The organism is Nocardia vinacea (assembly GCF_035920345.1).
Classification (GTDB): domain Bacteria; phylum Actinomycetota; class Actinomycetes; order Mycobacteriales; family Mycobacteriaceae; genus Nocardia; species Nocardia vinacea_A.
In genome coordinates, this window is sequence record NZ_CP109149.1 from 9,058,724 (window position 1) to 9,080,886 (window position 22,163).

Annotated in this window: 21 protein-coding genes; 11 read left to right on the top strand and 10 right to left on the bottom strand. The window is 65.9% G+C overall.

Features of this window, described 5'->3' with window-relative positions:
- Positions 1-143 precede the first annotated feature (143 nt).
- Together OIE68_RS40965 and OIE68_RS40970 are read left to right on the top strand one after the other, a co-directional pair.
- On the top strand, positions 144-503 hold the full coding sequence (locus tag OIE68_RS40965; RefSeq protein WP_327096244.1) for a hypothetical protein: 360 nt from the start codon (positions 144-146) through the stop codon (positions 501-503).
- A gap of 499 nt (positions 504-1,002) precedes the next feature.
- Positions 1,003-1,503 carry a hypothetical protein gene (locus OIE68_RS40970; protein WP_327096245.1) on the top strand — a complete coding sequence of 167 codons (501 nt, stop codon included), beginning with the start codon at positions 1,003-1,005 and terminating at the stop codon, positions 1,501-1,503.
- Between the two features lie 316 nt (positions 1,504-1,819).
- Here OIE68_RS40970 and OIE68_RS40975 read toward each other — a convergent pair whose 3' ends face one another.
- Both OIE68_RS40975 and OIE68_RS40980 read right to left on the bottom strand, forming a co-directional pair.
- Complete coding sequence (locus tag OIE68_RS40975) at positions 1,820-2,194, bottom strand: hypothetical protein (protein WP_327096246.1); 375 nt, start codon at positions 2,192-2,194, stop codon at positions 1,820-1,822.
- An 86-nt stretch (positions 2,195-2,280) separates the two neighbouring features.
- Entirely contained in the window at positions 2,281-2,994 is a 714-nt protein-coding gene (locus OIE68_RS40980; protein ID WP_327096247.1) for an ESX secretion-associated protein EspG, read from the bottom strand.
- A gap of 251 nt (positions 2,995-3,245) precedes the next feature.
- Here OIE68_RS40980 and OIE68_RS40985 point away from each other — a divergent pair, with 251 nt between their 5' ends.
- From OIE68_RS40985 to OIE68_RS41020, 8 genes are all read left to right on the top strand, one after another.
- Positions 3,246-6,077 (top strand): PEP/pyruvate-binding domain-containing protein, encoded by a 2,832-nt coding sequence (locus tag OIE68_RS40985; protein WP_327096248.1) that lies wholly within the window; start codon positions 3,246-3,248, stop codon positions 6,075-6,077.
- Positions 6,064-9,468: an AMP-binding protein gene (locus OIE68_RS40990; RefSeq protein WP_327096249.1), complete on the top strand. Its 3,405-nt coding sequence runs from the start codon at positions 6,064-6,066 to the stop codon at positions 9,466-9,468. Before OIE68_RS40985 ends, OIE68_RS40990 begins: the two co-directional genes overlap by 14 nt.
- Positions 9,465-9,737: an acyl carrier protein gene (locus OIE68_RS40995; protein ID WP_327096250.1), complete on the top strand. Its 273-nt coding sequence runs from the start codon at positions 9,465-9,467 to the stop codon at positions 9,735-9,737. The genes OIE68_RS40990 and OIE68_RS40995 overlap by 4 nt, the downstream gene beginning before the upstream one ends.
- The gene (locus tag OIE68_RS41000; protein ID WP_327096251.1) at positions 9,734-10,825 is read left to right on the top strand and encodes an SDR family oxidoreductase; all 1,092 of its coding nucleotides are present in this window, start codon (positions 9,734-9,736) and stop codon (positions 10,823-10,825) included. The genes OIE68_RS40995 and OIE68_RS41000 overlap by 4 nt, the downstream gene beginning before the upstream one ends.
- Complete coding sequence (locus tag OIE68_RS41005; RefSeq protein WP_327096252.1) at positions 10,822-11,742, top strand: nucleoside-diphosphate kinase; 921 nt, start codon at positions 10,822-10,824, stop codon at positions 11,740-11,742. The genes OIE68_RS41000 and OIE68_RS41005 overlap by 4 nt, the downstream gene beginning before the upstream one ends.
- Positions 11,739-12,725: a ScbA/BarX family gamma-butyrolactone biosynthesis protein gene (locus OIE68_RS41010; RefSeq protein WP_327096253.1), complete on the top strand. Its 987-nt coding sequence runs from the start codon at positions 11,739-11,741 to the stop codon at positions 12,723-12,725. Before OIE68_RS41005 ends, OIE68_RS41010 begins: the two co-directional genes overlap by 4 nt.
- The gene (locus OIE68_RS41015) at positions 12,725-13,357 is read left to right on the top strand and encodes a nitroreductase family protein (protein WP_327096254.1); all 633 of its coding nucleotides are present in this window, start codon (positions 12,725-12,727) and stop codon (positions 13,355-13,357) included. The genes OIE68_RS41010 and OIE68_RS41015 overlap by 1 nt, the downstream gene beginning before the upstream one ends.
- A 64-nt stretch (positions 13,358-13,421) precedes the next feature.
- Positions 13,422-14,360, top strand: coding sequence for a hypothetical protein (locus OIE68_RS41020; protein ID WP_327096255.1), 939 nt, complete (start codon positions 13,422-13,424; stop codon positions 14,358-14,360).
- Between the two features lie 21 nt (positions 14,361-14,381).
- Here the strand turns inward: OIE68_RS41020 and OIE68_RS41025 are convergent, their stop codons facing one another.
- Positions 14,382-14,849, bottom strand: coding sequence for a hypothetical protein (locus OIE68_RS41025; protein ID WP_327096256.1), 468 nt, complete (start codon positions 14,847-14,849; stop codon positions 14,382-14,384).
- Positions 14,850-14,926: 77 nt separating this feature from the next.
- On the bottom strand, positions 14,927-15,100 hold the full coding sequence (locus OIE68_RS41030) for a hypothetical protein (RefSeq protein ID WP_327096257.1): 174 nt from the start codon (positions 15,098-15,100) through the stop codon (positions 14,927-14,929).
- Between the two features lie 112 nt (positions 15,101-15,212).
- On the opposite strand from OIE68_RS41030, the gene OIE68_RS41035 reads away from it, so the two are divergent.
- On the top strand, positions 15,213-15,341 hold the full coding sequence (locus tag OIE68_RS41035; RefSeq protein WP_327102001.1) for a LuxR C-terminal-related transcriptional regulator: 129 nt from the start codon (positions 15,213-15,215) through the stop codon (positions 15,339-15,341).
- Positions 15,342-15,641: 300 nt separating this feature from the next.
- Here OIE68_RS41035 and OIE68_RS41040 read toward each other — a convergent pair whose 3' ends face one another.
- The 6 genes from OIE68_RS41040 to OIE68_RS41065 all read right to left on the bottom strand — a co-directional run bounded on the left by OIE68_RS41040 (position 15,642) and on the right by OIE68_RS41065 (position 22,091).
- Entirely contained in the window at positions 15,642-16,412 is a 771-nt protein-coding gene (locus OIE68_RS41040; protein ID WP_327096258.1) for a MerR family transcriptional regulator, read from the bottom strand.
- Between the two features lie 138 nt (positions 16,413-16,550).
- Positions 16,551-18,098, bottom strand: coding sequence for an NAD(P)/FAD-dependent oxidoreductase (locus OIE68_RS41045; protein WP_327096259.1), 1,548 nt, complete (start codon positions 18,096-18,098; stop codon positions 16,551-16,553).
- A gap of 11 nt (positions 18,099-18,109) precedes the next feature.
- A complete protein-coding gene (locus OIE68_RS41050) occupies positions 18,110-19,072 on the bottom strand; it encodes a ferritin-like domain-containing protein (protein WP_327096260.1) in 963 nt (320 codons plus the stop codon).
- Between the two features lie 2 nt (positions 19,073-19,074).
- Positions 19,075-19,980 carry an SDR family NAD(P)-dependent oxidoreductase gene (locus tag OIE68_RS41055; protein ID WP_327096261.1) on the bottom strand — a complete coding sequence of 302 codons (906 nt, stop codon included), beginning with the start codon at positions 19,978-19,980 and terminating at the stop codon, positions 19,075-19,077.
- 1 nt (position 19,981) lies between these two features.
- A complete protein-coding gene (locus tag OIE68_RS41060) occupies positions 19,982-20,968 on the bottom strand; it encodes an alpha/beta hydrolase (protein WP_327096262.1) in 987 nt (328 codons plus the stop codon).
- A 166-nt stretch (positions 20,969-21,134) separates the two neighbouring features.
- On the bottom strand, positions 21,135-22,091 hold the full coding sequence (locus OIE68_RS41065; RefSeq protein WP_327096263.1) for a D-isomer specific 2-hydroxyacid dehydrogenase family protein: 957 nt from the start codon (positions 22,089-22,091) through the stop codon (positions 21,135-21,137).
- Positions 22,092-22,163: the final 72 nt, after the last annotated feature.

Here is a 22,163-nt window from a genome sequence, read left to right on the forward strand (position 1 = left end):
TGGGGGTGCTGGCGCGGGGGCCGGAGGTTGGGTCTCCTGCGTTGGGGGTGGGGTCGGAGGGGGTGCTTGTTGGGTTGATGGTTCCGGCGTTGGGGCGGGCACCGGCTGTGGGGCCGGGGTGGGCTGTGGCGCCTGGGATTCCGGTGTCGGGGGAGCTGGAATTGGTTGCGGCGCTGGAGATTCCGGTGTGGCCGGCGCAGGGGAGGGCCGTGGATCTGGAGCAGGCTGAGGGTACGGAGCCGGGGTGGGCTGTGGCGCCTGGGGTTCCGGGGTGGGTTGCGGCGCCTGGGAATCCGGGGATCCAGGGGGCGGAGTTGCGGGTGCTGGTGTTGTTGAGTCCGGAGTTGGTTGTGGTGCTTGGGATTCCGGTGTGGAGGGGGTTGGTGCCGGTTCCGGTGGGCCGGGTGCCGGGGTGGGCTGCGGTGCCTGGGAATCCGGGGTGCTGGGTGCCGGGGTGGGTTGCGGTGGCTGGGAATCCGGGGTTCCGGGCGCCGGAGTTGTAGGTGCTGGTGCTGTCGGGTCTGGAGTTGGTTGTGGTGCTTGGGATTCCGGTGTGGAGGGGGTTGGTGCCGGTTCCGGTGGGCCGGGTGCCGGGGTGGGCTGCGGTGCCTGGGAATCCGGGGTGCTGGGTGCCGGGGTGGGTTGCGGTGGCTGGGAATCCGGGGTTCCGGGCGCCGGAGTTGTAGGTGCTGGTGTCGTCGGGTCTGGAGTTGGTTGTGGTGCTTGGGATTCCGGTGTGGAGGGGGTTGGTGACGGTTCGGGTGTGGCCGGAGCCGGGGCGGGTTGTGGCGCTTCGGACTCCGGTGTGGGGGTCGGCTGGGGCGCTCGGGATTCCGGGGTGGAGGGTGAGGTTTGGGGGGCATGCGCACCGGGTTGAGTGGGTGCCGATGGTGTCGCGCCTGGTGTGCCGGGTAAGGCGGGGGGTGCAGGGAGGGCGGGGACGGCGGTGCCTGCCATTTGGTAGGCGGGTTTGTAGATCATGTTCATGGCGAGGACGGCTTCTTGGCGCAGCGCCTCTTCCGCCATTCGCGCATTGATCACATGGGCGGCTTCGAGCAGTCGGGCTATGGTGCCGATCGGGCCCGAATTGCCCGGTGGGACAACGGCGATCTTCACGGCTTCGGCGGCCGCGGCCACCGCGCCGAGGCGGGTGCCGACCTGTCCCATGATCGCGGCGAGTTCATCGACGGAGTCGGCGTAGCTGCGGGCACTCGCATAGGCGGCTTCGGCGGCAGCACCCTCCCAGGCCATCGAATTCATTGCCCGATCCGAGCCGGCTCGAGTCAATGGAAACGAACTGGCCAGTGTCCCTGCGACTTCCAGCCACGTGACCGATGCGTTGAGGATCTGCGCGGCGTCGATCTGCTGGGCCTCGGCGTAGATCTCCTCATGCTTCATCGACTCGAAATGCTCCATCGAGCTGATGTAATCGGGATCATTACCGCTCATCGTCGCGCCTCGCTGACGCTCGCCCACGGCATCTCGTGGCGCGCCATGTCCTGACCCGCCCGGCAGCCACCCTGCGCGGATACCTCGCTGATGCTCGGCCCCGCCATCCGCATAGCGCGCGGTGTCCTGCCTTGCCAACCGGGCGCCTGATAGCGCCCCTGCGTGTATGCCTCGCCGACGCTCGACCACGCTTTCCGCGCAACGCGGTGTGTCCGGATTCGCCCACCGGGCATCCTGATTCGCCCATCCGGCGCCTGAGAGCCGTCCTGTCTGGATGCCTCGCCGACGCTCGACCACGCCATCTGAACAGCGCGCTGTGTCCTACCTCGCCCACCGGGCGCGCGACAGCCGCATTGCGCGGCATCACCACTCATCGCGGCACCCGCGTTTCGATCGCACGCAACGCCGCGGCGTTCGCGGCATCGGCCTCCTCGAACAGCCCGCCGCTGATCAGGAACGCCTCCTTCATGCGGTAGGCGGCTTCGATGTAGTGGTCGAGCAGGTTGGCGGCGTCACGGGCCTTGTGCGCGAATCCGGCCTCTAACTGCTGTGCGGAGATGAATCCGCCGAAGCCGTCGAGCTCGCCCGCCGATTCGAGGCGTTGGCGTAGATAGATGAGTCGGTCGGCTTGGTTGTCGTACATTTCGGCGCAACGTCGCGCCGCGTCCGGATCGAACTTGACGGTGCCCGACTGTGCCTCCTGTTTGAAGCGGGCAATATCGGCTCGGCTGCTCTCGATCGTCATGCACCACACCCCCGGGGATCGGTCGGTCCGCCTCAGACTAACCGTTAGCCATGCCTCCGGATGAAATAGTTCCGGCCGGTGACGACTTATCGGGCCTGCGCGGGAATGCGTTTCTGCAGCTGCGTAGCGAGTTGTTCGGCCGAGGCGGGCACGATGTGCACGGTATCGCCGGCCTTGATCAGATAGCGCCCGTCGCCCTTGACATCGATCCAGGTGTAGTGGATCGGCGGCTGCGGCGATGGGTGGTCCAGCCGCCCCTCGATCCGGATATGCCCCTCGGCGGTATGCGGCTTGAGCAGCAGACGCCGGATCGACGGCACCGCTCGCTGGGCTACGACCACTGTCTCGTTGTCGCGGATCGCATCGGCGGATGCCGCCCGCGCCGGTTCGTGTCCGGCCGGGACCACGGGCAGCAATGCGGCGATCCGCGCGCCGAGCTTGGCACTGAGCCCGATCGAAAGTCGCACGCGCCCACCGAAGTCCGGTCCGGAACCAGGTTCCTGGATGGCGAGGACGGCGCGGTCGTAGATCGCACAGGCCAGTAGCCGGATCTCGGTGCCGGGACCATGTCCGCCGCCGATCGCTACGATCCTGGTGTGTGGTGCGGCCATGATTCGCAGGCACGCCGATAGGTCCGGATCGCTGCGCGGCGGTAGTCGCTCCTCCAACTGTGCGCGCAATTTATCGGCTTCGGCCTCGGTTCTCGGGGTCTCGAGAATGCGCAGCGGATACGGGTGACGGTCCACTTCGGTCTCGCGCCAGACATGGGCGAACTCGTCCGGGGTGAAGGTCCAACCCACGCCGATTCACTCCTTACAACCCACGAACATCATCGCGCCGCTAGCGACTGCTTGCAGGTCGCTCGAGATGGTCAGCTTACTGGTGCCTCTGGGCGTTCGAACCAAGTCTTTGCCAAGCAGTACCCAAGGTTTGCGGGCTAACGTCGAAAGCAAATCTCGGATATATCCAGACAGCCCCTTCGGTTTGCGCTGCCTTGTTGTGCCGGAGCGCCTGCTCCGGTGCGGTGAACGGGGGTGATGGGAGAAAAGTCTTGCAGGTACTCGGACCGTGGACCGACTCGGCGACATTTGCCGCGCTGGGTGGGGGTAAAGCACGTGGGTTGTACACCTTGCACAATGGTGGCTTCCGGGTCCCTGACTGGGCGGTGCTCGGTACCGACGTCTTCAACCGATTCCTTATCGAGACCGCCGCGGACGCCGATTTGGCGGCTATTGTGTTAAATGTCACATCATCGGACGATCTGGATTCGGCGCTGGCCGCCGGGGCGGAACTACGCGCCGCGATCGTCGATGCGCCACTGCCGCAGCCGGTCCTCGAACTGATCGCCGATGCTTACGACCGCCTGGGGGCGGGCGCGATCGCGGTTCGATCGTCGGCCGTCGTCGAGGACGGTCCCGGCCAGTCCTATGCGGGCCAGTTCGATTCGTTCCTCAATGTCAACGGTGTCGACGCGGTCGCGGCGCGCGTGCGTGACTGCTGGGCGTCGGCATTCTCGGAACGGTCCATCCGCTATGCCTTCGCGCACGGACAGTCGCGCGCCGACGCCATAGCCGTTGTGCTGCAACGCCTTATCGATGCGCGGTCCAGCGGAGTGATGTTCACCGCGAACCCGATCAGCGGCGCCGCAGACGAATTGGTCGTCAGTGCGGTGTACGGGCTCGGTGAGGGGTTGGTGTCGGGTGCGGTGGACGCCGATTCGGTTGTGGTCGACAAATCCTCCGGCATGGTGCTGGAAACGACTGTGGGAGATAAGGATCGGAGCTATGCACCCGCCGGGGAGCAGGGCTGCGCGGTGCTCGAGGTCGAGCAGCAGCGCCGCGAGAGCGCTGTGCTGGCCGATGCCGAACTGGCCGAATTGGTGGAGTGGGGGCGCAAGCTGGAGGTCGATTTCGGTGCGCCGCAGGACATCGAGTGGGCCATCGATGCCGACGGCCTCTGGTTCCTGCAGTCGCGGCCGATCACCACGACGGTCACCGACGGCCCGGTGCGCGGTGCGGTACTGCGCGGCGCCGGTGAGGAGCTCGCCGACCGCGATGAGCGAATCTGGGACAACTCCAACATCATCGAGAGTTTCAGCGGCATCACCTCTCCGCTGACCTACACGACCGCCGCCGACATCTACGGCCGCGTGTACCACGGTTACGCGAAATCGCTGCGGGTGCCCGACGCGCAACTGCGCCAGACCGATCGCTGGACTCCGGTGCTACTCGGCTACTTTCACGGCCGGGTCTACTACAACCTGCTGCACTGGTACCGGATGGTGGGTATCGCACCTGGGTATCCGTTGAACCGGAAGGTGTTGGAGGCCGCGCTCGGCGTCGACGAACCGCTGCCCGACGAGATCGCGAAGACCTTGCGCCCGTTCACCTTCCGCACGCCACTGACCCGGCTGCGGTCGCGGGCGATCACCACGGTGACCTATGTGCGGCGGCTGTTCGGTATCGACGATATGGTCGAGCGCTTCATGACCGACTTCTACCGCGTCTACGACGAATACGATGCGCTCGACTATTCGACGCTGACCGGCGAACAGGCCTACGCGGCTTATCGCAAGGTCGACCGGGACCTGGTCGAGCGCTGGGGTCCGCTGATGGTCCTGGACGCAATCCTGTTGACCTGCACCGGTCTGATGTATCTGCTGACCAAACTGCTGCTGCCGAAGGCGCCGGAGTGGTTCTTGTACGCCGTTGTCGGCCCTGGCGCGGATGTCGAATCCGCCGAACCGGCCCGTGCCATGACCGAGCTCGCGCAGTTCGTACGCCAAGATCCCGAACTGGTGTCGTTGATCAATTCGACCGTGCCGGAACAGATTTACGACGCCGTGCGTGACCGCACCGAGTTCTGCGACCGGATCGAAAGTTACATCGATCGCTACGGCTACCGCAGCCTGGACGAGCTGAAGCTGGAAACCGCGGATCTGCGCGAAAATCCCGCGAGCCTGTTCATCATGCTGCGCAGCGCGATCGGCCGTGTCGGAGAGGCGGCACAGCACAGCCGCAGTGCGGAGGCCGACGAGTATCTCGACGCCAATCTGCGCGGCTTCCGGCGGCGGATCTATGAACGCCTGCGCGGCAAGGTGAATCGGTGCGCGGCGCATCGGGAGCGGCTGCGGTTCTGCCGCACCAGGGCCTTCGGCATGGTCAAGCGGATGATCCGGGTAATGGGCCGAGATCTGGTCGCGCGCGGTGTCATCGACGAATTCGACGATGTCTTCGCGCTGACCGTCCAGGAGTTGCGCGGCTGCTACGACAGCGGTGCCGCTTCGAGCGACCTGCAAGCAGTCGCTAGCGGTGCCGTTTCGAGCGACCTGCAAGCAGTCGCTAGCGGTGCCGTTCCGAGCGACCCGCACGCAGCCGCTGGCGGCGGCCTGCGCGATCTGGTCGCCGCACGGAAAGCCCAGCGCGCCAGGGACGCCGAGCTGGTCGCCCCGGCCCGCTTCGTCACCTCGGGGCCGACCTTCGGGCGCGCGGAGCTCGCGCGCCAGGGCTGGGTGCCGGTCACCGACACCCCGGCCGCGACCGTCGGCACCGTCCTGCCCGGCACGCCCTCGGCGTCCGGAATCGTCGAGGGCGCTGCGGTGGTCGTCGACGAGCCACGCGACGTGGCGGGCGGCATTCTGGTGGCATACCGCACCGATCCCGGTTGGGTGGCCGCGCTGCCCTCGGCGCCGGCGTTGGTGATCGAGCGCGGCAGTCCCCTCACCCATGTCGCGATCGTGGCACGGGAGTTGGGAGTTCCGACGGTGGTCCAAGTCAAAGACCTGACCAAGAAGATACGTTCTGGTATGGGAATACGGGTCGACGGCACGAACGGTACCGTTACCGTGCTGTCGGGAGGAGAGCTGCGGGATGAAGCCGGATAAAGACGTTGCCGCAGTCCGCAATTGGCTGGCCGATCCGGCGCGGGACGCCGGCATCCATCTGGCCGACGAGGCCGACGGCTGGGAGTACCGCAGCTATCACGATCTCGCGGAGCTGAGCTGGTCGATCGCGGCACGCATGCGCGAACACGGTATGGGCAGCGGCGATGGCGCATGTGTGATCATGCCGACCGGATTCCCCTGTGCCGCCGCATTTTACGCGGTATGGGCCTGCGGCGGGGTCTTCACCCCGGTCGCGCCGCCGATGTTCGGCGACCTCGACCAGATCATCGCCCATATCGCGACCATTCTGGAGCAGGCTCGGCCGCGATTGGTGGTGACCTCGACCGAGTTCGAGCAGTTGGTGCGCAAAGCGGCGGAGGCGGCGGGCCGCACGGACGAGCCGCTGGTGATCGATGCCGCGAATCTGGGTCCCGCGCCGACGGAGCGCGAATTCGGCGAGCCCGATGAATGCGCGCTGCTGCAATTCACCTCCGGGTCCACCGGAACGCCGCGCGGGGTACGAGTCAGCTGGCACAACCTGGCCAACAACATCGCGATGATCTCGACGCTGATCGACTGGCGGCACGGCGAAACGATGGTTTCTTGGCTGCCGCTCTATCACGATATGGGCCTGGTCGGCGCATTCCTCACCACCGTGACCAATCAGGGCGAGCTGTATCTGATGCGCCCGGACCAGTTCGTCCGCGATCCGGCGCGCTGGCTGCGCGCCATGTCGCACGCACAGCACACGCCGTCGCCGTCGTTCGCGCTCGGTTATGTGGCGCATCGCGTCGCGCCGGAGGAGATCGCGGATATGGATCTGTCCGGCTGGCGCACGCTGGCCGTCGGTTCCGAGCCGGTCGAGGTGGCCGATCTGCAGTCCTTTGCGGGACTCGCTGGCAGACAAGGCTTTTCGACCAACGCGTACACCCTCGCCTATGGTCTGGCCGAGGCCACGCTGATGGTGACCTCTTCCGCGCGCAACCGGCCCATCACCGCACTGCGGCTCGACAATCCGAATCTTCGCTTCGGCCAGCCCATTACGATCTTGGCCGAAGAATTGATCGACGACACCCACCGTGTCGAGGGCTCCGGGTGGATCACCGGACTCGGCTACTCGACGCCCGAATCGACCGTGCGGGTGGTCGACGAAGACGGTCGGGAACTGCCCGACGGCACCCTCGGCGAGATGATCGTCGTCGGGGATTCGGTCGCGCTGGGTTACTCCGGCGAACCGAGCGCCGGTTCGTCGACGCGGATCGTCGAGCGGGTGCTGTTCACCGGCGATGCCGGATTCCTGCACAATGGTGAGGTTTTCGTTCTCGGCCGCATGGGGTCGAGTCTGAAGGTCCGCGGCCGGTCGGTGTTCATGGAGGACATCGAATCCCGGGTGGCCCAGGAAACCGGAATCACCAAGGGGAAACTCGCCGCCGTCGCGATCACCGAGGCCGGCGCCCAGGGCATCGCGCTGTTCGCCGAATCGGCACCGGGAGACTGGATTGCCGAGGCGCGCAAGATCATTCGCGGTGAACTCGGGCCCGCACAGACGGTGAACATTGTGACCGGCCCGCGCGGCATCATTCGCCGCACCTCGAGCGGTAAACCGCGGCGTCGGCATATGTGGCAGCTGTTCGCGGAGGGCGCGTTGGCGGGTGCGGCGGTGCACACGGCCGACGGCACCACCGAATCGGAACCGCGTACGGACAGCCCGGCTACCGACGATGCCGTGCCCGAGCCTGCACTGCCTGCCGAACGAGTGCGTCAGTTGCTCGATCGTGCGCTGGAAAGTGTTGCGGTACCGCGTGATTCGACTGTGCTGTTCGAGGGTTCGCTGGCGGAGGGCTTCGGCAATGCCGGATCCGATGTCGACTTCCTGGTTGTCGCCCCCGGTGACGAGGAGTTGCCGACCCTGCCGACGGTGTTGTTCATCGATGGTCGGCGCGTGGAGGTGCGGACACGGTCCGAGGCGCAGCTGCGCAATCAGCTGGAGCTGGCGGCGAGTGGTTCGGACAAGATCGACGAGGATCTGCTCAATCGGTGTCAGCGATTCCTGCGCGCGACCGTCGTCCGGCCCGGGGAACCGAATGTCGCGGAATTACGTGCACTGCTGCCGCATTCGAGGTTCACGGCGCTGGTGGCTGACTGGTGGACTCGGCGCGCGACGCAGGCGCTGCGATACGTAGTCGCGCTGCGGGCCCTGGGCGCCGAGGCCGAGGCCGCTGACTGGGCGCGCGATGGACTGCTCCAGGCGATGAAGGGCTGGGCTGCCCGCAAGGGCGAAAGCTATCTGGAAACCAAGTGGCTGCCGCACCAACTCGACCGCATCGGAACCGATGCGCTCATCGATCGCTACAACGACCTCACCGAGCCGACCGAACAGGTCGCGTGGCAACAGGTTTGGGAGCTGGTGGCGGCGCTCGGCGTGCCCGAGATCGCCGATGATCCGCACCAGATCCTGTTCGCACGCCGACCAGGAGTCACCACCTGGACAATCGGCGGGCGCATCCATGTAATCCGCGACGACCGTGACGTCTTCGCACTCTCGGACGACGCGGCCCGTGCCTGGCGTTCGGTGGTATTCCGGCATTCATTGCGCGATGTCCTCGGCCGCGCCGAACACGACATCGCCGCGGATCTGCTCGAGTTCCTCGGCCTAGGTCTGGTCGGATTGCACTGGCGCGGTGGGGAACTCATCGAACCCGCGCTGGCAATGTGCAAGCCGGTCAAGCCGTACACCCCGGTGCCCTACGCGGCCGCGCCCGCCCTCGGCCTGACCGGTGCCACCCGCGACGATGTGATCGCGACGCTGTCGCCCATGCCCGCAACCAGATTCACCGAATGCGCGCTGAATCTGGTGTGGTCCAATGTCGTCCTGGAGAACGCCAGGGAGGACCTGGCGGGTGCGGTCAAGAATTCCCAGGGCGCCGTCGCCGATATCGCCGCACATCGGCTCATCGCCATGGCAGTCCGTGTCTTGTTGTCCGCATTCGGGATTCACTCGCTGCCCGCCGATGTCGCGCCCGCGCAGACCCTGCGGCGGCTGTTGCCGGACCACGCCCTGCGTCGTGACGATCTGCTGACGCAGCTGGAATCGGCACGGCGGGTCCGTTTCTCGGAGATAATCGGAATGGGCGGAGATACTCTCGCGGGTCTCGCGGTGCTGGACGATTTCGTCACACTGGTCCGATCGGTTGCTGCGGGGGCGGAGACGACAACGGGATTCCCGGCCTCCTTCGATTCACGTGAGCAGTGGCGGCGCACTCTGGCAATCGGTTACGACTGGCTGCGCATCGCCGGGTACCTGAATACCGACCTGCCCCTGGACGAGGCCCGCGATCTGCTGGCTTCCGGTGGCCAACAACCGCATCTGCGGGAAGGAGAGTCGTCATGACGGCGGTGGCTGGTACTACGACTGCCGACAAGGTGCGCCGGATCGTCCTGGCCACGGCCCCGGAACCGCCTGCCGAATTGTCCGACGAGCACCGCCTCGTGGAGGATCTCGGCTTCGATTCGCTGCGTCTGATGGAACTCACCGTCGTACTCGAGCGTGCGTTCGAACTGCCGCGCTACCGGCCCGAGGAGTTGGTGGGCGTACGCCGGGTCGATGCGGTGATCGCCTTGGTCTCTGGCAGTTTGGCGGCCGGCGAGGTTCCACTATGAGCTCCGGCGATACCGTGCTGGTGACAGGTGCGGCCGGATTGGTCGGTGCCGAGGTCGTCGCCAGGCTTGCGGCCGCGAGCCGACCGGTCGCCGCTGTGCTGCACAGCAATTCGACCATCGTGCGCAATGACGGCACCTTGATCGAGGCCGGTACCGCCGTCGCGGGTGACGTGCGGTTGCCCGGATTGGGCCTGTCCGAGCGCGATACCGAGGATCTGGCCGAGCGAGCCGGCATCATCGTGCACTGCGCGGCGACAACGGCATTCGACGCATCGGCAGCTGACTACGAGGAACTCAATGTGGTCGGCACCGCGAATGCCATCGCGCTCGCCCGCGAGTGGGAGGTGCCGCTCGTGCACGTCAGTACCGCTTACGTCTGCGGTATGCGGGGCGGCACCATCGCCGAGGACGAACTCGACGCCGGTCAAACTTTCGGAAATGGATACGAGGACAGCAAGTTTCGCGCCGAAAAGCTGGTGCGGGCGGCCGGGGCGCAGGGCCTGCCGTGGGCGATCGTGCGCCCCGGCATCGTGACCGGAGCGAGCGATACCGGCACGATTCGGGAATACAAGAACCTCTACACCGTCGTGAAACTCATGGTCGAGGGCAAGCTGCGCTCGCTGCCCGGCCGCTACGACGCGACGCTTTCGCTGGCGCCGGTCGACCATGTCGCCGATGTAATCGCCGCAGCCGTCCTGGATTTCGACTCCGCGCAGAATCGCACGCTGCACGCGCTCGGCCGCGACACCCTCTCGCTGCGCGAGGTCTCCGATGTGCTCGCCGAATATCCGTCCTTCGAGGTCGCCACCTTCGTGCCGGAAGCGACCTTCGCCGAGGACGATCTCGAGCCGATCGAGCGCGAATACTACCGCCGCATCGGTTCGCTCTACACCAGCTATTTCCGCCGGCGGCTGGTATTCGACACCGCCCACGCCGACGTCCTGCTCGGCAAGCCGTCTCCGGCGAGCGGCAAGGGGTATCTGCGGGTGCTGCTGGACTACTGCCTGGAATCGGGATACCTCGGCATGCCGCTACCGTCGATAGCGGAGATCCTGGCGAGCAACGACTTCGACGGAGCCGCCCCATGAGTGAGTCGTTGCGGGAACTGCTGAGCGCGCTGACGCCGTCGCTGCAGAAGGTCGACGCCTACGTCGCCGACACCTACGTGCAGGAATCGGTGGACCAACTCGATCGACTCGGCGTCGACGCGGCCAAATTCGCCAGGGAGCATTCCCTGTTGCTGCTCAAGCCGGACGCGATTGTCGCGCGTTCCGTCGAGCCGACACTGAATTGGTTGGCCGACAATGGTTTTCGTGTGGTCAGCGCGTTCCGCGTCCCGGTCGACCGGCATCTGGCTCGCGCACTGTGGTACTTCGCGTGGAATATCGCCTCCCCCGAACGCCGCCGCTTGGCCGATCTGCTGGTCGCCATCTCGGATGTGCTCGTACTCGTCGTGCACGCACCCGACGGCGAACTGCCCGTACCGGTGCGGCTGACCGAGGCGAAGGGTGCCACCGATCCGCGCAAGCGCCGCCCCGGTGAGCTGCGGTATCTGCTCGGCCGTCACAACTACCTGCTGAACCTGGTGCATTCGCCCGACGATCCCGCCGACGTACTGCGGGAACTCGCCATCTACCTGGACGAATGGAGCCGGGCAGCGGTGATCGCACAAGCCTGCACCGGCGCGGATCACGCGGCGGACGCGGCCGCGATCGCCGAGGAACTGTATGCGCGCACACCCGCGCGCAGCTTCGATCGGGCGGACGCGCTCGACCGGGTGCTACACGATTCGGCACGGGGCGGTAGGTCGGCCCCATCCGGCTTCGATCCGGCCTCGGATGCGGACTGCGCGCAGTTGCTGTATCGGGCCTGGGCCGATGGCCGGGAGCTGGATCCGTGGTCGGCGATCGTACTCGGATCCTATGTACTTCCCATGCGGACCGGCACCGCGTCGCAGACGTTGCGGCCGGTGTCCGCCGAAGAATGGTTGGAGGGTCGAACGTGACCACAGACGCGGCCGCCGTGCAGACGGCGAGCCATACCCGCACGATCCCCCGGGAGCTCGCACACCGATGCGCGGTCTCGGAGGTGTTCGTCACCTCATTGGACGCCGTCGGCGAGCACACCTTTGTCGCCGGAGCTCAACTACCGAGAATGCACGCGTATTACGGCGATCATGCCGGATCGCTTGCGGTGCGGCATGATCCGCTGGTGGTCATGGAGGCGGCCCGGCAGGCCGCCATCGCATTGACGCACAAGTTCTACGGAGTGCCGAACGAAATGGCCTTCGTGGTGCGCACTTTCAACGGCACCGGATCCGACACCGCCGCCTGGGAGGTGTGCACCGCGCCCGCCGATCTGGTGATGCATGTGCGAGTTCCGCAGCGCCATCAGCGCGGTGGTGTTCTGCAGGGTCTCGAAATGGTGCTCGAGATCGAATCCGACGGCGAGCCGATGCTGACGGTCGACGGATCCTTCTCCTGGGTGACCGCACGGCAGTGGTCGGCGCTGCGCAGCGGATTCCGGGACAGCCTGGAACTCGGCGAGTTTCGCGGTGCCTCGGCACTTACCGAACGCGCCGCACCCGCCGCAGTGGGACGAGAGAACTGGCGCAATGTGGTGATCGGCCCGCCGGTGCGCGACGGTGCGACCGCACGGGCACGGCTGGTACCCGATCTCGGCCATCCCTTCCTGTTCGACCACCAACTCGACCATGTGCCCGGCAGTCTGCTCATCGAGGCCTGCCGTCAGACCGCATTGTCGATGGTCGTGCGCGACCTGCCCCAACTCGAATGTGTGGCAAGTACTTTCGACCGCTTCGTTGAGCTCGATCTGCCTGCGGAATGCACCGCGGAGATCACCGACCAAGGGGCGGGAAATACCGTCATCCACTGCGAGATCCTCCAGGCCGATGCCGTGGCCGCCCAGATCGATCTCGAATTCGCCGAGGACGCACTGGTTTCCGAGGCCGATCCCGAAGGAGTCTGATGGGCGAGGAGTTCTCGGGCACCGACCTGCTGACCACCACCCGCGCCTTCCGTCGCCGCCTCGACCTGACCCGTCCGGTCGCGCGCCGAGACCTGCTGGACTGTCTGGATATCGCGGTGCACGCGCCGAGCGGCACCAACCGTCAGCCGTGGCGCTTTCTGGTCGTCGAGGATCCGGAGACCAAACAGCAGATCGCCGAGTACTACCGAAAGGGTTTCGCCGCTTACCTTTCGGCGCGCACACCCCGTCCGGACCAACTCGGTGATCTGGCCTCAGGGCAGCATCTCGCGGCGCATCTGCACGAGGTGCCCGCGCTGGTCATCGTGTGCTCCCTCGGTCGCCCACCCGCGAACGCCTCGCCGCTGCTGCTCGCCAGTTTCTACGGCTCGATCTACCCGGCGGTCTGGAACCTCATGCTCGCGCTGCACGAACGTGGGCTCGGCTCCACCATGACCACCGCACATCTGGCCTATGAGCGAGACATCGCCGACCTGCTCGGGATTCCGTTCGAGCAGGTCACCCAGGTCGCCATGGTGCCGGTCGCGCATCTGCGGCCCGGCACCCGGGGGCCGGGTTTGCGGCGCACGCCTGCCGCGGAGGTGACCATGTGGGATCGGTGGACCGAGGCATGAGCGAGCGAATCATGTCAGAGCGCGCATCGCGCATGCCGAAGCCGAGTGCCAACGAGGCACGGGCATGAGCGACGTCGCTGGGACGTCGTCCTCCGGTCTGTTTGATTCCGTCGTCCGCGTCTTCCGCTTCACTGCGGTTATGTACAAACCGCAGTACCTCCTGTACGGCGTGCTCTGGGTGCTGGCGTTGGAGGGCACTGCAGCCCTTGTGTCACAACCGGATTCGGCCTGGCATCCGACCGGGTCCACGGTTCTGCGCATCGTCGTCGTCGCGTTCGTCCTGCTGTATCTGCGCATGGTCGACGAACAGAAGGACCTCGACTACGACCGCGTGCACAACCCGGACCGCCCCTTGGTCACCGGCGCGATCTCGGCCGGCGAACTCCGTGCCGCCATGGGCGTCATCGCCGTCGGTGCGATCGCCGCCAGCCTGACGCTCTCGGTGGTCTCCGCACTCATGATCGCCGCCGTCCTCGCCTACGGCCTGGCGCTGTGGGGTCTCGAGCGCCTGTCGGCAACCATCCGAACCGATATCCTGGCGAATCTGGCCGTCACCTATCCGGTTCAACTCCTGGTCACCGCCTATGTCGTCCTCTCGGCTGCCGACACCGGCGAAGTCCGCGCCATCTGGAAGACCGCAGCCGTCGCTCTGATCTTCGCGGGTGCGTTCTTGCAATTCGAATTGGCTCGCAAGACATCTCGTACGCCACGCACCGACGAGCACTTCTACTCCAATGCCCTCGGCGCGACGGGCAGCACCGCGTTCGGACTGCTATGTGCTGCCGTCGCCGCCGCCACCGACATTGCCCTCGTCCAACCATGGACGTACACGTCGGCGCAGGCGGTGATCGCCTGGATTCCGTCGGCGCTCTTAGTGCTTCCTATCTGGGGAGCGGTGAAGTTCGTGCGCGGCAGCAAGCCGGACTATCCGGTACTCCCGGCTGTCCTGTTCATCCTGACGCTGTACACAGCATTGATCGTGCAGGCAATCACGCTGACGTAAGTTATACGCCCGCAGCTGATTTCAGCCGGTCGGCAAGCACGCCGACCCGAGATCGATGCCTGTCCCGACGCGCACCACGACCGAGCCCTCCGACTCCGGCGTGTAATTGCCGCCCACATACTTCGCGCGCACCGTGTGATTGCCGGTCGTGGCGGGCTTCCAATCGACCTGGGCGGTCAACGAGACACCGTTCGACGGCGTCGCCTTGTTCACCGTCGGCGTGACACTCCCGAGGAAGGTTCCGTCATCCCAGAACTCCACCGGCGGAATGTAATTCCCGAGCCCGAGCGAGGAACTCCCTGCCACCGTTGCCTTCACCTGCGCCGTGCATCCGGTGGCCGCCTGCCCCGATAGCGTCACCGCGGTGGTGACATCCCCCGGTGCGCCCACGGCGGCGCCGGACGCCAGCAACGACCCGCCTCCCAACGCAACGACAGCGGTGAGAACCGCGAACCCGGACGAGATACGACGAACAGCTGTGACGGCCATGTTGGCTCCTGCGCTCGCGGAACTTCGACCGATCCAGTTTCGACAGAGACTCGCTCGATCGCAAGATCTAAAACGCCTCAGCCGCCGTAGAGCCGGATGAAATCCTGGGTGGGATCGACCGCGGGCAGCGTGTACGACGAATATGTCGGATCCACCTGGGTTTCCTCGACGTAGCGGTCCGGTTCCTTCGGCAGGTGCCGCCAACGGGCGCGCGGGTCCGCAACTTCGCTCTCGAAACTCTCCGACGCCATGACCGAACCCTCTCGAATCGTGCTACTTACGAGGCTACCTGTGCGGATGAGTAGCTGGAATGAGTAGTTCGGCGGACGTCGGACTTGCTTTGCTGTCGAGGCCGATTGTGAAATCGCTACCGGACTGGTGTTATCCGAGCGCACCGCGCAGAACCACGTCCAACACATCCTGACCAAGCTGGGATTCGCCAATCGCAGCCAGATCGCGGCCTGGGTTAGCAGGAACCCGGGTCCGAAGTAACGGTTGTGTTGCTATGGGCTCACATGGCATTGATTCCGCCGGAATTGGGAATTCCTCGTGACACGTCCCGTGAGCGGAATGAGGTGCCACATGAACACAGTGGTATGCGGCGATTGCTGGCGTCGCGAAAACTTGACGTTCGCACAGCGACTGGACCCGGCATTCATCCGGCCCGGATTTGCCTATCTGTGCCCCGAGCACCGAGCCTGCCGAGCTGAAACGCTCGGTCGGCCCGAGCTCGGACAATCGGCGGCGTGAACCCCCGAAACCAACGCGCACCCCAGCGAATTTCGCTGGCGGTCAAGGCGCGTCGGGCAATGAACCGGTACGTCCGCGTTCGCGCTCCGCGGCGGTGGCGAGGTAATCGCCCAACTCGCGGCGCAGCGTGACATCGAGCGACCGGGCCAGGGTGGCGTGCACCGAGGCGACGGCCAGTTCGCGCATTTTGTTGAGCATCGTTGTGGTGTCGGCGATTTCGCTGCTGGTCTCCGGCAGCCAGCCGGGCCCGTGTTCGTCGACGATGTGCTGTTTGGCGGCCGTGATCATGATGTGGGTGATGTCATCGATGCGGTCGGCGACCTTGGCGTAGATCTCGATGAGCGTGCGCAGTTCCAGGCCGTATTCGTGCAATTCGGCGAATGAGGTGAGCAGTGCGGTATCGGTGAAGGCAACGGTATCGCCCTCGATCCGCACCAGCTTCATCTCCGCGAGCCGGTCGACGAGTTCGTCGGTATCGGTGCCGAGAATGGTTCCGATCAGTTCGCGAGGCACCTCGAAGGTTTCGTCCTTCGCCCAGGGGGCCGTCACCGCGTGCTGCAGGCCGAGCACCTCGGTGAGGTCCTTGCCGGTCTCCCAACTGGTGATGAAATCGGCGATATGGGCGGTGGTGAAGCCGCGCTGCAGCAGCGCATCGATGAGTCGCAGCCGCTCCAGATGCGAATCGTCGTAGATGCTGGCGCGCCCGTCCTTGCCGACCGGGGGCGGTAGCAGTCCGCGCTCCTGGTAGGCGCGCACGTTCCGGCTCGTGGTGCCCGCGGCGCGGGCGAGATCATCGATCCGGTACTCCGGCACCGGTATCACCTCCCATAGCGACTAGGGCCCGCTTGCACCGGCGGCCGGAATGCGGTCTTCGAACCGACCGAGTCTAGCGTCCCGGTCGCCGCCGGCCGATTGCTTGCGGGTCGCTCGAACAACACAGCCGCCCGTCACCTAGGAAACCGCCGCGGTCCGGTGCTTCGTCGTGCCCGCGGCGGGTACGACGTGATAGTCACCGAGGTTCACTGATCGCAGCTGGCCCACGTACTGGGTGGCGAAACCCGGATACATGGTCGCATTGAACCCGTCCTCGGTGAGATACCAACTGCGGCAGCCGGAGTTCCACGTGGTGCTGTCGAGGCGCCGCTGGATCGCCGCGTTGTAGCGGTCCTGCCGGTCCTTGCGCACGTCGAGCATGCGCAGATTCCGGTCCAGGATGGTGCCGATCGCGCTCACCAGATAGTCGATCTGGGCCTCCATGTAAACCAGCGCCGAATTGTGTCCCGGCCCCGAATTCGGCCCGAAGGTGAAGAACAGATTCGGGTACCCGGATACCGCGATGCTCTTGTACGCATATGCGCCACGGTGCCACTCGTCGGCGAGTGTCCGCCCGTCCCGGCCGACGACCGGGATGGGCGTGCCGGTCTTGGAGACATCGAATCCGGTGGCGAAGACGATGCAATCGACTTGGTGCTCAACACCTTCCGCGGTGCGGATGCCGTGTTCGGCGATGCGGGCGATCGGCCAGGTGACCAGCTTGCAGTTGTCGCGTTGCAGGGCCGGATAGTAGTCGTCGGTCATCAGCAGCCGCTTGCATCCGGCCCGGAAATCCGGGGTCAGCTGGCGGCGCAGCCACGGATCCTTGACCTGCCTGCGCAGTTGGGCTCGCCCGACCAGTTCGACGACCCTGGTCAGCGGGGTATTCCAGACCACTCCGAGCGCGACCGATTCGTGCCCGTAGAACCAGGCCAGGCGCGAGAGGGATTCGGCCGCGGGCACCTGGCGGTAGAGCTGCTTGGTCAGCGGGGTGGTGCGCCGATTGACCCGGGGCAGCACCCATCCCGGCGTCCGCTGGAACACCTTGACCGAGGCCGCCCGCTCCACCAGCTCCGGAATGATCTGCACCGCACTTGCCCCGGTACCGACGACCGCCACCTTCTTACCGGTGAAGTCGTAGTCGTGATCCCAACGGGCACTGTGGATCTTGTGTCCCCGGTAGTCCGCTATGCCGGGAATATTCGGCAGACTCGCATTGGCCAGTGGTCCAGAGGCCAACACCACCGTTCTGGCGCGGACGGTCTCCGCGCGGTCCTCGATCGTGATGCGCCAGACCCCGGCGTCCTCGTCGAACGCGATTCCGGTGACGTTGTGGCCGAAGCGGAAGTGCTTGTGCAGTCCGAACTTCGCGGCCATCGACTCGATATAGCCGAGGATTTCGCTGCTGCCGGAATAGGTGTGCGACCAATTCGGGTTCGGCGCGAAACTGTAGGAGTACAGCCGCGACGGAATATCGCACGCCGCACCGGGATAGGTGTTGTCGCGCCAGGTCCCGCCGATCGCGGTGCCGCGTTCGAAGATCGCGAAATCGCCGATTCCCTTTTGCTTCAGGCGAATCGCGGCACCGATACCGGCGAATCCGCCGCCGATAATGGCGACATCCAAGGTATGCCGACCCGTCGTCCGACGGCCGCCCATCGAATCGCTGCGCGATGCTGTATTCATCTCGTCCTTCGTCATGCCGCGGGCTCGTAGGTGAGTTCCTTGGACCAGGTCGGCTGCGGGCGCAGCAGCCGCTTCGGCACCCGGGCGGTGATCTTGACCAGTGCGTCGGCCAGTAGGTGATAGGGGTGGCCACGGTTGATCACCCAGCCGCCGTGCATCTTCACGATCTGATACATCGGCAGCCTGCGCGCGAATTCACTACGCTCGCCGACATTCGCGTAGCGCTTCAGCGCCGCATACAACTTCTCCTCGTCGACGCCCATCTCGACGATGTTGTCGCGCATCTTGTTCAGCAGCGGCACATAGCTCAGTACGCCGATGATGAACGTCGGCTTGGCCCACCCGCCCACCAGATCGATGAGCAGCTTGCGCATCTGTGCGTGGCCCAGCAGATCCATCACCGCGAAATCCACGGCCAGATGACGGGATTCGTCGGCATTGATCTTCTTGAAGGCCTCCTGGCAGATCGGATCCTCGATCTCGTCCATGATGAACTTGATCAGCGCACCGTCGAGGGCGACCTCCAGCATCGGAATCACCGTGCCGAGGAACGACAGCGACATATCGTCGGAGTACTGGTCCAGGAAGTCGATGACCAGCTTGACGTTCACATTCGGCTGCGGGATCTCGTCACCGTCGAGCATGCCCCAGCGCCGCATCAGGGCGAGTTCGGCATTGGCGTGCTTCTGCTCCTCGGCGTGGAAGTAGCGGTAGATCTCGCGCAGCGTTTCGGTCGGTGCCTTCTTCGCCATGGCGGCGAAGCCGCGCGCGCCGACATTCTCGATCCACATCAGATCGGCCATGAACGGCTTGAGTTTGGTGTGCAGTTCGGGCGAAATCGTTTCCGCGCCGGGGGCATCCCAGTCGATATCGGCCAGCGCCCATTGGCGGTCCTTGATCTTGCGGAGCATGTCGTCGAAGTCCATAGCGTGGCGATCGCTTGCGGGTCGCTCGAAAGGGCCAGCTGTGGCCATGATCAGACTCCTGTTTTGTCGGAGACCGAGGATCGGTCCGTGGTGGTCGAGTTCTCCTGTGGCAGTAGCCGATCCAGGAGTCCGAGGGCGTAGGTGTACTGGGCGGGGAAGTAGCGCTTGAGCCGCCAGATGAGGTGCGCGTCCAGTTGCGGCAGCACATACAGTTGGCCGCGGTCGTGGGCGTCAAGGGTGGTGCGCGCGACGCTGTCGGGGGAGAAGCCGGTCAGGCGCATGAGGGTGTCGGCCAATCGGGCCGATTGCGGTGTAATGCGGCCGTCGCGAGCCACATTCGTCTTGACGAAGGTCGGGCACAGTACGGTGACCGCGACTCCGGTGCCGCTCATTTCGGCGGCCATGGTCTCCGAAAGCGAAAGCACCGCGGCCTTGGACGCGTTGTAGACCGCCATCGATGGTGCGGCGGCGAAGGCGGCCGCCGAGGCGACATTGATGATGCCGCCGCGGCGGGCGGCACGCAGTTGCGGGGCGAAGATCTCGCATCCGTGCACCACACCCCACAGGTTGATGCCGAGCGCCCACTCCCAGTCGTCGAAACCGATTTCGCCGACCGGCTTTCCACCGATGCCGACACCGGCATTGTTGACCACCAGCGTGACCGGGCGTTCGAACAGCGATTCGGCGAAGCGCGCAAGCACTTCCACCTCCTCGCGCCGCGAAACATCACAGCGGAACGCGTGCGCGGCCCCGGGATGATTGCGCTCGATGAGGGCGACGGTCTCATCGGCGCGGGATTCATCGATATCGGCGCAGATCACCTGTCCACCGCGTTCGGCGATTTCGAGTGCGAAGGCCCGGCCGATACCGCTGCCCGCACCGGTCACCACCGCGCGGGCGCCGTGGCTGCGACGCGGTCGGATGCCGATCGGAATGAGCCTTTCCAGTCCGAACATCTCAGCTCACCTTCTTCGTGACGGTCTGGGAAATCAGTGCGGTATGGAGGAATTCGGCGGCCCGATCCAATGCCTTGTCCGCCTCCGGAACCAGTAGCGGCAGCGCCTGGAAGACGTGCACCTGCCCCGGCCAGATCTCGAGTGCGCAGTCGCCGCCCGCGTCGCGCACCATCGCGTGCAGGTGTCGGGCGTCGGCGCAGAGCATTTCGGCGCCGCCGGCCTGGATCAGCAGCGGCGGCATGGCCATGCCCGGCGGAATTCGTAGCCGCAGGCGTGGTGCGTCGGCGGGCAGGTCGCGGGTATAGGCGTGGGGGAGTCGGCCGGCGGCGCGGGCCGAGATGACCGGATCCCGTTGCCGCCGTTCCTGTTCGGCGGCCAAGCCGAGGGTGAGATCGATCAGCGGGGAGAACATCGCGACGGCGGCGGGTTGCGGCCGGGCGTTGCGGTCGTTCTCGATCAGCAGATCCAGTGCCAGATGCCCACCCGCGGAATCGCAGGCGATCACCAGATCTGCTGCGGCGAAACCGCGGTCGAGCAGCCAGCGGTATCCGGCCTCGACATCATCGGCGGCGGCCGGAAACCGATGCTCCGGCGCGAGCCGGTAGTCGGTGAGGAAGACCGGAAGTCCGGTTTTCCTGGACAATTGTGCGGCCAAGCCGCGGTGGGTGCGGGCCGAGCAGACGACGTAGCCGCTGCCGTGGATGTAGTAGATGGCGCGCTGTCCGAAATCCACGCCGGGTGCGCGGACCCATTCGCCGCGGACAGCGCCGGACCTGACCTGGACGACGGATATGCCACGCGGCGGCGGACCCGCCGTGGCCATGATCGTCGCGATCAGTTTGCGTGCGAACCACACTCCCGGTGCGTTCATGGGTACCGCATTGTTCAGCGGCCGCAGCCCGATCTCGCATGCCGCGGCAGCGAGTCTGGACCGTGCCGACGGCACCGTCGGAACGCCGGGGACCGAGGTCCTCGTTGACCTTGTCATGAGCTAAGAGTCAGGCATGAATGTGCCAGTTGTCAATGGCACATTTGAAACAGGCTGTTTGCGGCGCACGGTTATCGTGAGCCAGGCCGCCGCTCAGTGCGGTGGATTCAAGACGCCAGTGCTCGTAGCCGAATCCGACACCGACCTGGCCACGATCCTGGGCGGGTCAGTAACCCCGTTCGGTATCGATCGGAGCGAGCAGGTCACGCCCGGTGGTGAAGCGCTGCACATTCGCGCCGACATGGTCCGCGAACGCCGCGAGTCGCAGCTGTGGGGGATTCGAATCATGCGGTGTGACAATGGCATTCGGCAGCACCCAGAGCGGGTGGCCGTCCGGCAGCGGTTCGGGATCGGTGACATCGAGACCGGCGCCGCCGATCGCGCCGGAGGCCAGTGCGCCCACCAGCGCGTCGGTATCGATGAGGCTGCCGCGCGCCACATTGATCACCCAGGAAGACGGCTTCAACCGGGCCAGTTCCTCGGCTCCGACCAGGTGTTTCGTCTCGGGCGTCGCGGGCGCGGCGATCACCACGTGATCGGTGCGCGGCCAGATGCGGGCGAGATGTTCGGCCGGAAGGGTCTCGACGGTATCCGGAATGCCGGGTCCGGTCACCGGCCGGCCGGAGCGATTGACGGCGATGATGTGCGCGCCGAGCGGGACGAGCATGGGAATCAGGGCGCGCCCGATCCCGCCCGCGCCGACGATGGTGACCGTTCTGCCGTGCAGTGTGCCGACGTGCGGGAAGAACTCGTGCTGTCGCCAACTGCCCGCCCGCAGGTGCTCCGGCAGATAACGCACTCCGGCGAGCAGCAGCATCAGTGCGTGCTCGGCCACGCTCGCGGCGAAAGCGCCTGCGGCGGAGGTGAATCGAATGTCCGGGTGCCGAGCGAGAATGCCCGCGGTGAACCAGTCCTCGACACCGGCCGCGGGCAGCTGCACCCATTCGACGGACGGCGGCAACTCGTCCGGGAATTCGCCCGGCCCACCCGCCCAGATCAAGGCCCGCGCCTGCGGCAGATCCGCGATGGTCGCGCCGCCCTCGACGACGGCCTTGCGCAGCAGCGTCGGCGCGGGCGTCGACGGGCCGATCGCGACCGGCACCGGAACCTCGGCGGGGCTCATGGACAACCTCCTGTCGCGGGCAAAACCACTGGCACAGCGCCTGCGGCTGACTCTGCAGCGAACCGTAGCACC